Here is a 12,045-nt window from a genome sequence, read left to right as displayed (position 1 = left end):
GAAGGCGGTCGCCAACGGCGTCGCGCCCTCCGATGCCGACGTACACCAGGCTACGCGCGATTCGGTGCGCGCCATCATGATGATCCGCGCCTACCGCATGCGCGGACACCTGCATGCCAATCGCGATCCGCTCGGCATCGCCAAGCCGCTCGAGGATTACAACGAGCTGTCGCCGGAGAATTACGGCTTCACCGAAGCCGATTACGACCGGCCGATCTTCCTCGACAATGTGCTGGGGCTGGAATTCGGCACCATCCGGCAGATGCTGGAAATCCTGACCCGCACCTATTGCTCGACGCTGGGCGTCGAGTTCATGCACATTTCCGACCCCGAGGAGAAGGCCTGGATCCAGGCCCGCATCGAGGGCGCGGACAAGGAAATCTCGTTTACCGCGACCGGCAAGAAGGCGATCCTGCAGAAGCTGGTCGAGGCGGAAGGCTTCGAGCAGTTCATCGACGTCAAGTACAAGGGCACCAAGCGTTTCGGCCTCGACGGCGGTGAATCGCTGATCCCGGCGCTGGAACAGATCGTCAAGCGCGGCGGCCAGCTCGGCCTGAAGGAAATCGTGCTCGGCATGGCCCATCGCGGCCGCCTCAACGTGCTCTCGCAGGTGATGGCCAAGCCGCATCGCGCCATCTTCCACGAATTCAAGGGCGGCTCGGCGGCTCCCGACGAGGTCGAGGGCTCGGGCGACGTGAAGTACCATCTCGGCGCCTCGTCGGACCGCGAGTTCGACGGCAACAAGGTGCACCTGTCTCTGACCGCCAACCCGTCGCATCTGGAAATCGTCGATCCGGTGGTGATGGGCAAGGCGCGCGCCAAGCAGGACTATCTGTTCGCGCGCGGCCGCGAGGAGATCGTGCCGCTGGAGGAACGCGCCAAGGTGCTGCCGCTCTTGCTGCACGGCGACGCCGCCTTTGCCGGCCAGGGCGTGATCGCCGAAATCCTCGGCCTGTCGGGCCTGCGCGGCCATCGCGTCGCGGGCACGCTGCATTTCATCATCAACAACCAGATCGGCTTCACGACAAATCCGCGCTTCTCAAGGTCCTCGCCCTATCCGTCCGACGTTGCCAAGATGATCGAGGCGCCGATCTTCCACGTCAACGGCGACGATCCGGAAGCCGTGGTGCACGCCACCAAGGTGGCGATCGAATTCCGCATGAAGTTCCACAAGCCTGTTGTGGTCGACATGTTCTGCTACCGCCGCTTCGGCCACAATGAAGGCGACGAGCCTGCCTTCACGCAGCCGCTGATGTACCGCAACATCCGCACCCACAAGACGACGGTGCAGATCTATGGCGACCGGTTGATCGCCGAAGGCCACATCACCCAGGCCGAGCTCGACAAGCTCAAGGCCGACTGGCGCGCGCATCTGGAATCGGAATGGGAGATCGGCCAGCACTACAAGCCCAACAAGGCCGACTGGCTGGATGGGGCGTGGTCAGGCCTGCGCACCGCCGACAACCAGGACGAACAGCGGCGCGGCAAGACCGCCGTGCCGGTGAAGACGCTCAAGGAAATCGGCAAGAAGCTGACCGAGGTGCCGAAGGACTTCGAGGCGCACAAGACGATCATCCGCTTCCTGGAAAACCGCCGCGAGGCAATCGAATCCGGCGAAGGCATCGACTGGTCGACAGCCGAGGCACTGGCCTTCGGCGCCATTCTGCTCGACGGCAATCCGATCCGCCTGTCGGGGCAGGATTCCGAACGCGGCACCTTCTCGCAGCGCCATTCCGTGCTCTACGACCAGCGCGACGAGACCCGCTACATTCCGCTCAACAATCTGTCGGCGGCGCAGGCGGGCTACGAAGTCATCAACTCGATGCTGTCGGAAGAGGCGGTGCTGGGCTTCGAATATGGCTACAGCCTGGCCGAGCCGAAGGCGCTGACGCTGTGGGAAGCGCAGTTCGGCGACTTCGCCAACGGCGCCCAGGTGGTGTTCGACCAGTTCATCTCGTCGGGCGAGCGCAAGTGGCTCAGAATGTCGGGCCTGGTCTGTCTTCTGCCGCATGGCTATGAGGGCCAGGGGCCGGAGCATTCCTCGGCACGGCTGGAGCGCTTCCTGCAGCTTTGCGCGGAAGACAATATGCAGGTGGCGAACTGCACCACGCCGGCGAACTACTTCCACATATTGCGCCGGCAGCTGAAGCGCGACTTCCGCAAGCCGCTGATCCTGATGACCCCGAAGTCGCTGCTGCGTCACAAGCGGGCGGTGTCGACGCTGCCGGAAATCTCGGGCGAAAGCTCGTTCCACCGGCTCCTGTGGGACGATGCGCAGCTCCTGCCGAACCAGGCGATCAAGCTGACCAAGGATTCCAAGATCCGCCGCGTCGTGCTGTGCTCTGGCAAGGTCTATTACGATCTCTACGAAGAGCGCGAGAAGCGCGGCATCAACGACATCTACCTGCTGCGCGTCGAACAGCTCTATCCGTTCCCGGCCAAGGCGCTGATCACCGAACTGTCACGCTTCCGCAACGCGGAGATGGTGTGGTGCCAGGAGGAGCCCAAGAACATGGGCGCCTGGTCGTTCATCGACCCCTATCTGGAGTGGGTGCTGGCGCATATCGACGCCAAGCATCAGCGCGTGCGCTACACCGGCCGGCCGGCGGCCGCGTCGCCGGCGACCGGGCTGATGTCCAAGCACCTTGCCCAGCTCGCCGCCCTGCTCGAAGACGCGCTCGGCGAATAAAAGCTGAATTGGGCGAACAAAGAAAACAGAACGAAAGAAAACGGACAGGCACAATGGCTACCGAAATCCGCGTTCCAACTCTCGGCGAATCCGTCACCGAGGCGACCATCGGCAAGTGGTTCAAGAAGGTTGGCGATGCCATTGCCGTCGACGAGCCGCTGGTCGAACTCGAAACCGACAAGGTGACGGTGGAGGTGCCTGCCGCTGCTGCCGGCACGCTGAGTGAAATCACCGCCAAGGAAGGCGAGACGGTCGGCGTCGGCGCGCTTCTGGGGTCCATTTCGGCCGGCGGCGCCGCCGCGGCGCCCAAGCCCCAGGCCGTGGCGCAGGCATCCAGCCCGGAAGCCGCCCACACCACGAAGCAGGCGGCGGCCGAAACCGCCAAGATCGCCGGCGACGGCCCGGTCGAGCCGCGCACCATGCCGCCGGCACCGGCGGCCGCCAAGCTGATCGCCGAGAACAACCTCTCCGTCGACCAGCTTGCCGGATCGGGCAAGCGCGGCCAGGTGCTGAAGGGCGACGTGCTGGACGCCATTTCCAAGGGCGCACCATCGCAGCCCGCGGAAACGCCGAAGGCCGCTCCGGCCCCGGTCGCGGTTCGTGCGCCGTCGTCGGGCGACGACGCGGTGCGCGAGGAGCGTGTCCGCATGACCAAGCTGCGCCAGACCATCGCGCGCCGGCTCAAGGAGGCGCAGTCGACCGCCGCCATGCTCACCACCTTCAACGAGGTGGACATGTCGGCTGTCATGGCGCTGCGGACCAAGTACAAGGACGTGTTCGAGAAGAAGCATGGCGTCAAGCTCGGTTTCATGGGCTTCTTCACCAAGGCGGTCACGCACGCGCTGAAGGAGATCCCGGCGGTCAATGCCGAGATCGACGGCACCGACATCATCTACAAGAATTTTGCTCATGTCGGCGTCGCCGTCGGCACGGAAAAAGGCCTCGTCGTGCCGGTGGTTCGCGATGCCGACCAGATGTCGATCGCCGAGATCGAGAAGGAGATCGGACGTCTGGGCCTCGCCGCGCGTGACGGCAAGCTCTCGGTTGCCGACATGCAGGGCGGCACGTTCACGATTTCCAACGGCGGCGTCTACGGCTCGCTGATGTCGACGCCGATCCTCAACGCGCCGCAGTCGGGCATTCTGGGCATGCACAAGATCCAGGATCGGCCCGTCGTGGTCGGCGGCCAGATCGTCATCCGGCCGATGATGTACCTGGCGCTCAGCTACGATCACCGCATCGTCGACGGCAAGGAAGCCGTGACCTTCCTGGTGCGCGTCAAGGACAGCCTGGAGGATCCGGAACGGCTGGTGCTCGATCTGTGATCGGGCCGATCGGGTCATGAGCGGCCGGCTGGATGCCATACGCCGATTTTTTCGGCGTGGACGCGCCTGGCTTGTCTACGATTTGCCCGTGATCGCTTCGCCTGTAGATTGGGATGCTTCTGAAATTAGCAACAATCTCGGCGTGGTTGCTCTCAGCGATGCCGAGATGGCAAAGCGGGAGATCACTGCTACCGTGATCGGCGAGCTTGAGCTTCCGACCGGGGAAATCGTCGCCTGCGATCCGCTGATTACCGGGCTGGAACGGCCTGCGTTCAGCCGCAAGGTTAGGCCGGGACGCTACCCGGTCACCATGCTTGAGGCGCAAGGGCATGTTGCCGTAGCGATCTTGCGGTTTGGCCACGGCTCACCAATGCATTGGGAATTGGCCACCTTCGCTAGCGATCGCCCACCGGTCTATAAGTCAGAGTTCTTTGAATTTATCGTCGATGACGCTGTTGCATCATTCATGGACAAGTCGGTTCTGACGTTAATGTCCGACACCGAAGAGCTCGACGACTATCTTGCAGATGTTGTGTACTCTCTCGACAGATTTGGCATGGACAATCCGATTGAAGGAAATCCGGTGAATGTCGCTATGTGCCACACCGGCTACGGTGATGGAGCTTATCGCTCCTTCTGGGGATTGGACGCATCCGGCGAGCCACTGCTCCTGATGACCGACTTCGAAGTGCTCGAAAACGCTGACGGCCGCAAAAGCAACCAGGCGAACTGATGGCAAACGTCACCTCGCTTACGATTGGATGTCTCGCCGGATCGTTGGCTGCGAGTTCTCTCGCCCATGCCGCCTGTCCGATCGAGCTCGCCGTCTATGGCGATGCGCAGAGCGGCAGCGAGATCGACTTCACGCCGACCGGCACCTCCGCCACCGTCACCAACACGTTCCGGCTCATCCTCGACAACAATGTGGTGCTGAACGGCATCGTCGTGTGGACCGCTGACGTCTCGCGGCCGAACGGCACGCTGATGTACAAATGCCCGGAAGGCGACGTGACGGGCGAAGAGCTTGCCGCCTGCACGCTGTGGAGCGGCGTCATCTACACCTCCGACGACAAGGGCAGCGCCGGCCTGCTGCCGGCGGAAGGCGTCGAAGCGCCGAAGACACTGATCCTGCCCGATCTCGGGCCGGTGCTGCGGCAGTCCAAGGCCTATGGCGCCGGCGGCTTCTCGAAAGTGCCGTCGGACATGTTCGCGATGAAGGGATGCCAGGAATGAGCACTGCGCGAAAGGTGCTGCTGGTCACCGGCGGTAGCCGGGGCATCGGCGCCGCCATCTGCCGGCTCGGCGCCAAGGCCGGCTATCGACTGGGGATCAACTATGCCGCGAACAAGGCCGCCGCCGACGCGCTGGTCGCCGACATCAAGGCCGATGGTGGCGAAGCCATCGCTGTCAGGGGCGATGTCGGCAAGGAGACCGATATCGTCGCCATGTTCGGCGCCGTCGACCGCGCCTATGGCCGGCTCGACGCTTTCGTCAACAATGCCGGCATCGTCGACGTCAAGGCACGCGTCGACGAGATGGATGTCGCGCGGCTGGAGCGCATGATGCGTATCAACGTGATCGGATCGTTCCTCTGCGCGCGCGAGGCGGTCAAGCGCATGTCCACGCGCCATGGCGGCAAGGGCGGGGCAATCGTCAACATCTCGTCGGCGGCTGCGATGATCGGCTCGCCGGGCGAATATGTCGACTATGCCGCATCCAAGGGCGCCATCGACACTTTCACCATCGGGCTTGCCCGTGAGTTGGCGCTGGAAGGCATCCGCGTCAATGCGGTGCGGCCCGGCATCATCGACACCGAGATCCATGCGTCGGGCGGACAGCCGGACAGGATCGACCGGTTCCGCGACCTGCTGCCGATGAAAAGGGCGGGCACGGCGGATGAAGTCGCCGGTGCTGTCCTCTATCTCCTGTCCGACGCCGCGTCCTATACGACCGGCGCGATCCTAAATGTCAGCGGCGGCCGCTGAGCCCCAAGCAAAGGAAAACGAACATGGCTTATGACGTCGTTATCATCGGCTCGGGACCGGGCGGTTATGTCTGCGCCATCAAGGCGGCGCAGCTCGGGCTCAAGGTCGCGGTGGTCGAGAAGAATGCCACCTTCGGCGGCACCTGCCTCAACATCGGCTGCATCCCGTCCAAGGCGCTGCTTTACGCCTCCGAGATGTTCGCGGAGGCCGGCCATTCCTTCGACACGCTGGGTGTCGAGATACCGGCGCCGAAGCTCAATCTGAAGAAGATGCTGGCGCACAAGGATGCAACGGTGGCGTCCAACGTCAACGGCGTCGCCTTCCTGTTCAAGAAGAACAAGATCGACAGTTTCCGGGGCACCGGCAAGGTGATCGCCGCCGGCAAGGTCTCGGTCACCGGCGAGGACGGCAAGGTCGAGGAGATCGAGACGAAGAACATCGTCATCGCCACCGGCTCGGATGTCGCCGGCATTCCTGGCGTCAAGGTCGATTTCGACGAGAAGGTCATCGTCTCTTCGACCGGCGCGCTGTCGCTGGAAAAGGTGCCCGGCCGCCTCGTCGTGGTCGGCGGCGGCGTCATCGGGCTCGAACTCGGCTCGGTCTGGGCCCGTCTCGGCGCCAAGGTCACGGTGGTCGAATTCCTCGACACCATCCTGGGCGGCATGGATGGCGAGGTCTCCAAGCAGTTCCAGCGGCTGCTGTCCAAGCAGGGCTTCGAGTTCAAGCTCGGCGCCAAGGTCACCGGCGTCGCCAAGGCCAAGAAGGGCGCTTCCGTCACCTTCGAACCGGTGAAGGGTGGCGCCGCCGAGACCATCGAGGCCGACGTGGTGCTGATCGCCACCGGCCGCCGCGCCTTCTCGGGCAGCCTCGGCCTGAAGGAGGCGGGCGTCGAGGTCGACGAGCGCGGCCGGGTCAAGACCGATGGCCATCTCAGAACCAATGTGCCCGGCATCTACGCCATCGGCGACGTCATCGCCGGGCCTATGCTGGCCCACAAGGCCGAGGACGAGGGCGTGGCGGTGGCCGAGACCATCGCCGGCCAGGCCGGCCATGTGAATTACGAGGTCATTCCGAGCGTCGTCTACACCAGTCCCGAGATTGCCTCCGTCGGCAAGACCGAGGAGGAACTCAAGAAGGCCGGCATCGACTACAAGGTCGGGAAATTCCCGTTCACCGCCAATGGCCGGGCCCGGGCCATGCTGCACACGGACGGTTTCGTGAAGATCCTGGCCGACAAGGCGAGCGACCGCGTGCTTGGCGTCCATATCGTCGGCTTTGGCGCCGGCGAGATGATCCACGAGGCGGCGGTGCTGATGGAATTCGGCGGCTCGTCGGAAGACCTTGCCCGCACCTGCCACGCGCATCCGACCATGTCGGAAGCGGTGAAGGAAGCGGCGCTGGCAACGTTCTTCAAGCCGATCCACATCTAGGGTGTATAGATATTCAGGTGATGCCGGCCTGCGAACGTCGATTTTCTGCGCTTCCCTGATCCTACTGCGTGGCCGCAGTAGGATCGTGCTCACGGACCTAAAGTCCGCTGCGCTCCGGTTCTCGAAACTCACCATTCTCGGCTCGGCCTGACCTGAATCTCAAAACACCCTGTGCGTTGCGCAAAAGAAAACGGCCCGCTTTTCAGCGGGCCGTTTCGTATCCGGTATCGAGCCGGTCAGTTGGCCGGTGCTGGCGCCGGAGCAGGCGCGGGGGCCGGAGCAGGAGCAGGAGCCGGCGCGGGTGCTGGGGCAGGTGCCGGAACGGGCGCAGGGGCTGGAGCCGGTGCAGGCGCGGGTGCAGGCGCCGGAGTGGCTGGCTTCATCGGTTCAGCCGGTGCGGGCGCTGGCGCCGGTGTGCTGGCTGCCGGCGGTTCGGCCGGCGCGGGATGTTCGCCGCCGCCTCTTCCGAAAACATAGTACGCGACTACAGCCAGGATCACGACGACCAGGGCGATCAGCCAAGGGCTGCCGCCGCCACCACCTGGCCTGGGGGTGTCGTCTGATGGATTCGCCATAAAAGTTCCCTCCGTGGATGAAAATGATCAATCAACAGCCCTCAACGCGCAAGCGTTGAATGGGTTTCACGCTAGGAAGGGAAAACGCCGAAAACACGGCGTGTGTGGCCCTTCACTGCCATCCGACTCAATTGACGGCGGTGACAGTATAGCCGGCTTTGCGAAAATCCTCGACCAGTCCTTCGGGCCCGGGCAGGTGCAGCGCGCCGACGGCCATGAAGGCATTGCCCTTGGCCAGGATCGGCCCGGCATGATCGGCCATCACCTTGTTGCGGCTGGTGATCATCGTTTCCTCGAAGGCCGCGTAGCCGGAGGGATCGTTCTGCTCGTCGGGCATCGCGGTGCGAAACAGCGGCCAGAACATGCCGGTGTCGCCGCGCTGGTAGAGCACGATCATGGTCTCGTTGATGTCGTTGACCTTGTCGCCGAGCTTCAGCGTATCGACCAGGCCCTTCATGTGAAAGGCAAGAGGCAGCGAGGCCATGGCGCGCAGCTGGCTCTCGGCCGTTTCCAGGCCCTCGACCGGCTTGCCGGCGGCCTTGGCGCTTTCGGCGAGCTTCACGTCGAGCACGGGGGCTCCGCCCGACTGGCGGGCGAGTTCGCAAGCCGGCAGCGCCATCATGGCCGACAGCATCCAGGGCTTCATCTTGGCGACCGTCGCCGGCGGGATGCCACGGGCATCGAGCGCGGCGTTCATCGCCTTGGCCTCGTCGGGCGACAGCAATGAGGACAGCGTGGTGGAGTCCGTGAACATCATCAGGTCCGGCTCCTTCAGCATCGCGGTCATCATCTTCTGCTTGTCGAGCACGTCGGTGGTCTCGATGATGAGCGTGCCGGCCGCGTCGAAGGCCTTCTGCGCCGACGCGGGAAGCGTGGTGACGCGCGTGTCGGTCATGTGCATGGTGCCGAACAGGTAGGAAGGCTGTTCGCCGGGCTTTTCGAGCTTCCACAGCAGGCCCTTGCCGTTAAGGGTCGCGGCTGCTTCCGCCTCGATCTTGCTGTAGGTCGCGGGGCTGCTCTTCTGCAGGGCCGACAGCATGTCGGCGCCGGTGCAGGTCGGCACTTCCGCATGCGCCCTGCCGGCCGCGAACAGAAGAACGGCCAGAAACGACAGGAAAAACAGGATGTTCAGCGCGACAAGCAGCTTCAGCGAGACGGAAGCGGCACGGTCGGCGATGGCGATGACGCGTTTCATACCGGCTTTCTAGCGGCGAAAAGCGGCAAAACGGTTAATTGGCGGCGCGAAATTGAAGGTGTTCACGCCCTCGGATGCGCTGCTTCGTAAATTTCAAGCAGTCTTGCGGTGTCGACGCCGGTATAGACCTGGGTCGTCGACAGGCTGGCGTGACCCAGCAGTTCCTGGATGGTGCGCAGGTCGCCGCCTCGGCCAAGCAGATGCGTGGCGAAGGAATGGCGTAGCGCGTGCGGCGTCGCGGTGTCGGGCAGGTTGAGCGCGGAACGCAGCTTGACCATGTCGCGCTGGACGATGGCCGGATTGAGCGGGCCGCCGCGCGCGCCGCGAAACAGCAGACCTTTCGGGTCGAGATGATAGGGGCAGAGCCGACGGTATTCGGCGACCGCCTTCAGCGCCACCGGCAGCACCGGCACCAGCCGGGTCTTGCCGCCCTTGCCGGTGATGCGCAGCACGGTGTCGGCGTCGGAGGCGAGATCCGCACCGACGAGGCCGAGCGCCTCGGAAATGCGCAGGCCGGAGCCGTAGAGCAGCGTCAGCACGGCAGCGTTCCTGGCGGCGATCCAGGGTTCTTCCGCCAGCTGGCCTTCGATGGAAACGACCTGCCTGGCGTCGCCCGCCGTCAGTGGCTTGGGCAGGGATTTGGGCTGGCGCGGCGCGCGCAGCGCGGCGGCACCAGCGGCATTGGCGAGGCCGCGCCGCTCGAGGAAACGCAGCAGCGAGCGGATGCCGGCCAGTCCCCGGCCGAGCGTGCGGGCGCCGACCCCGTCATTGCGGCGCGCGGCGAGGAAGCCGCGCAAATCGGCGGGGCGCAGGTTGGCGATGTCTGAAATGCCTGCCGGCCCGCCGCAATGGCCGGTCAGAAAATGCAGGAACTGCCTGGTGTCGCGCTCATAGGCCTCGACCGTTTCGGGCGACAGCCGCCGCTCGCGCGCCAGCATCTTCAGCCAGCTTTCGCGCGCCGCCTGAAGGTCGGGCTTTGCCGGGATGAGGAATTCCTGCATGGCGTTTGTTCCGGTTCGCCCGGTATTGTCGGGCAGCCGGGTTAGGAAGCGGTGAAGAGGCCTCTGGCATTGAAATGAAGCCGGGCTGGGGTTAGGAGACCGTTGCTTGATGCGGGTCACAAACCTTGGTGATTGGCTGAGATGCCTGACCCGTCGTCATCCTGGGGCGAAGCAGGAGCGGAGCGACGTCGCGGAGACCCCGGGATCCATGCCGTGACCTGCGAGCGTTGCTGCGGTAGAGATTAACATTTGCGGCGGACAAGACCCGTGCACCTTTCTGAACTGTCGTGTCTTCTGGTCACCGTAACGGAATGGATCCTCGGGTCTGCGCAGCCGCTTCGCGGCTGCTCCGCCCGTGGATGACGAAGGTAAGAGCCGATGTCGAAGCCGCAAAACCCTGTCCAGATGGCCGTGATCGGCGCCGCCCACGGCATCAAGGGTGAACTGAGGGTCAAGACCTTCACCGGCGATCCGCTGGCGCTGGCCGACTACGGGCCGCTCTATGCCAGGGATGGCCGGACCTTCCAGATCACCGACATCAGGCCGGCCAACACTGTGGTCGTGGTCCGCTTCAAAGGTGTCAGTGACCGCAACGCCGCTGAGGCGCTCGCCGGCACCGAACTGTTCGTCGATCGCTCGATGCTGCCGGACGATGGCGAGGAGGACGAATTCTACCATGCCGACCTGATCGGGCTCGAGGTGCGGGACGATACCGGCGCCGTGCTGGGCAAGGTGGTCGCGGTGCACAATTTCGGCGGTGGCGATATCCTCGATGTCACGCTCTCCGGGCGCAAGGGCGTGCTGATCCCGTTCACGCAGGCCGCCGTTCCCGCCGTGTCGGTCGCCGAGGGTTTTGTCCGTGTCGATCCGGTGGCGGCCGGGCTGGTCGAGGACGAGGACGGCGAAGCGCCGCGCGAGGACGACTTCGATCCGAAGGGCAGGCCGCGCGGCCCGCGCGATGCCGGAGGCAACCGGTGAGTTTTTCGGCCAGCGTGCTGACGCTCTATCCCGAGATGTTTCCGGGCGCGCTCGGCCTGTCGCTGGCCGGGCGGGCGCTGGAAGCGGGCACGTGGTCGCTTCAGGCAATCCAGATCCGCGACTTCACCACCGACAAACATCGTACGGTCGACGATACGCCGGCCGGCGGCGGCGCCGGCATGGTGATGCGCGCCGATGTGCTGGCCAGGGCGATCGACCATGCTTCGCCTCTGGGTGATCCGCGCCCCAGGCTGCTGATGAGCCCGCGCGGAAAACCGTTGACGCAGGTGCGCGTGCGCGAACTCGCCGCCGGGCCGGGCGCGGTCATCCTGTGCGGGCGTTTCGAGGGTGTCGACCAGCGGCTGATCGAGGCGCGTGGCCTGGAGGAAGTCTCGATCGGCGATTTCATCCTGTCGGGCGGCGAGCCGGCGGCGCTCGTGCTGCTCGACGCCGTGGTGCGGCTGCTGCCCGGCGTGATGGGCAATGCGGTGTCGGGCGAGGAAGAGAGCTTTGAGAACGGCCTGCTCGAACACCCGCATTATACGCGGCCACAGGAATTCGAGGGCCGCGAGATTCCCGAGGTGCTGATCTCGGGCAATCACAAGAAGATCGCCGCCTGGCGGCGGGAGCAGTCGGAAGGGCTGACCAAGGAGCGGCGGCCCGATCTTCTCGGTACTCAGCCCTTGGTGAAGTAGTAAAACGCCAGGAACAGCCCGACCGCGATGACGAAGCCGCGCACGGCGTTTTGCGGCACGCGCCTGGCGATCCAGACGCCGGCATAGCCGCCGAGCGCGCCGCCGGGGATCATGACGATGGCCTGCGGCCAGGCGACGACGCCGCCCCAGACGAAGACCAGGATGGCGATGG

The 12,045-nt window shown here is 64.7% G+C and carries 11 protein-coding genes; 8 read left to right on the top strand and 3 right to left on the bottom strand.

Translation table 11 applies throughout. The features are described from left to right. The 6 genes from J0I79_RS33375 to lpdA form a co-directional block, all read left to right on the top strand. The coding region (locus J0I79_RS33375; RefSeq protein ID WP_292869907.1) for a 2-oxoglutarate dehydrogenase E1 component at positions 1 to 2,689 on the top strand (2,689 nt) is incomplete at its 5' end. Between the two features lie 53 nt (positions 2,690 to 2,742). Continuing rightward, positions 2,743 to 4,014, top strand: coding sequence for a 2-oxoglutarate dehydrogenase complex dihydrolipoyllysine-residue succinyltransferase (gene odhB / locus J0I79_RS33370; RefSeq protein ID WP_292869904.1), 1,272 nt, complete (start codon positions 2,743 to 2,745; stop codon positions 4,012 to 4,014). A 16-nt stretch (positions 4,015 to 4,030) separates the two neighbouring features. Then, positions 4,031 to 4,747: a DUF4241 domain-containing protein gene (locus J0I79_RS33365; RefSeq protein WP_292869901.1), complete on the top strand. Its 717-nt coding sequence runs from the start codon at positions 4,031 to 4,033 to the stop codon at positions 4,745 to 4,747. After that, on the top strand, positions 4,747 to 5,247 hold the full coding sequence (locus tag J0I79_RS33360) for a hypothetical protein (protein WP_292869898.1): 501 nt from the start codon (positions 4,747 to 4,749) through the stop codon (positions 5,245 to 5,247). The genes J0I79_RS33365 and J0I79_RS33360 overlap by 1 nt, the downstream gene beginning before the upstream one ends. Beyond that, entirely contained in the window at positions 5,244 to 5,999 is a 756-nt protein-coding gene (locus J0I79_RS33355; RefSeq protein ID WP_292869895.1) for an SDR family oxidoreductase, read from the top strand. The genes J0I79_RS33360 and J0I79_RS33355 overlap by 4 nt, the downstream gene beginning before the upstream one ends. A gap of 23 nt (positions 6,000 to 6,022) precedes the next feature. Then, a complete protein-coding gene (lpdA, locus tag J0I79_RS33350; RefSeq protein WP_292869892.1) occupies positions 6,023 to 7,429 on the top strand; it encodes a dihydrolipoyl dehydrogenase in 1,407 nt (468 codons plus the stop codon). A gap of 702 nt (positions 7,430 to 8,131) precedes the next feature. On the opposite strand, the gene J0I79_RS33345 is transcribed toward lpdA, so the two are convergent. Together J0I79_RS33345 and J0I79_RS33340 are read right to left on the bottom strand one after the other, a co-directional pair. After that, a complete protein-coding gene (locus tag J0I79_RS33345; protein WP_292869889.1) occupies positions 8,132 to 9,199 on the bottom strand; it encodes a TraB/GumN family protein in 1,068 nt (355 codons plus the stop codon). Positions 9,200 to 9,261: 62 nt separating this feature from the next. After that, positions 9,262 to 10,200 carry a tyrosine recombinase XerC gene (locus tag J0I79_RS33340; RefSeq protein ID WP_292869886.1) on the bottom strand — a complete coding sequence of 313 codons (939 nt, stop codon included), beginning with the start codon at positions 10,198 to 10,200 and terminating at the stop codon, positions 9,262 to 9,264. A 378-nt stretch (positions 10,201 to 10,578) separates the two neighbouring features. On the opposite strand from J0I79_RS33340, the gene rimM reads away from it, so the two are divergent. Continuing rightward, the gene (gene rimM, locus J0I79_RS33335; RefSeq protein ID WP_292869883.1) at positions 10,579 to 11,178 is read left to right on the top strand and encodes a ribosome maturation factor RimM; all 600 of its coding nucleotides are present in this window, start codon (positions 10,579 to 10,581) and stop codon (positions 11,176 to 11,178) included. Further along, the gene (gene trmD, locus J0I79_RS33330) at positions 11,175 to 11,873 is read left to right on the top strand and encodes a tRNA (guanosine(37)-N1)-methyltransferase TrmD (protein ID WP_292869880.1); all 699 of its coding nucleotides are present in this window, start codon (positions 11,175 to 11,177) and stop codon (positions 11,871 to 11,873) included. Before rimM ends, trmD begins: the two co-directional genes overlap by 4 nt. Here the strand turns inward: trmD and J0I79_RS33325 are convergent. Then, on the bottom strand, positions 11,855 to 12,045 hold a 191-nt coding region (locus tag J0I79_RS33325), incomplete at its 5' end, for a TSUP family transporter (protein WP_292869877.1). The genes trmD and J0I79_RS33325 overlap by 19 nt on opposite strands.

Origin of the sequence: Mesorhizobium sp. (genome assembly GCF_017306585.1) — a bacterium.
Taxonomy (GTDB): domain Bacteria; phylum Pseudomonadota; class Alphaproteobacteria; order Rhizobiales; family Rhizobiaceae; genus Mesorhizobium.
Note: the sequence above shows the minus strand (reverse complement) of the source record. Positions and strands in the feature narration are given on the sequence as shown.

Excerpts from the sequence above, each read along its gene's own strand:
- rimM (WP_292869883.1), top strand. The coding sequence starts at position 10,579 with ATGTCGAAGCCGCAAAACCCTGTCCAGATGGCCGTGATCGGCGCCGCC.
- J0I79_RS33365 (WP_292869901.1), top strand. The coding sequence starts at position 4,031 with ATGAGCGGCCGGCTGGATGCCATACGCCGATTTTTTCGGCGTGGACGC.
- J0I79_RS33340 (WP_292869886.1), bottom strand. The coding sequence starts at position 10,200 with ATGCAGGAATTCCTCATCCCGGCAAAGCCCGACCTTCAGGCGGCGCGC.
- lpdA (WP_292869892.1), top strand. The coding sequence starts at position 6,023 with ATGGCTTATGACGTCGTTATCATCGGCTCGGGACCGGGCGGTTATGTC.
- J0I79_RS33360 (WP_292869898.1), top strand. The coding sequence starts at position 4,747 with ATGGCAAACGTCACCTCGCTTACGATTGGATGTCTCGCCGGATCGTTG.
- J0I79_RS33345 (WP_292869889.1), bottom strand. The coding sequence starts at position 9,199 with ATGAAACGCGTCATCGCCATCGCCGACCGTGCCGCTTCCGTCTCGCTG.
- J0I79_RS33355 (WP_292869895.1), top strand. The coding sequence starts at position 5,244 with ATGAGCACTGCGCGAAAGGTGCTGCTGGTCACCGGCGGTAGCCGGGGC.
- odhB (WP_292869904.1), top strand. The coding sequence starts at position 2,743 with ATGGCTACCGAAATCCGCGTTCCAACTCTCGGCGAATCCGTCACCGAG.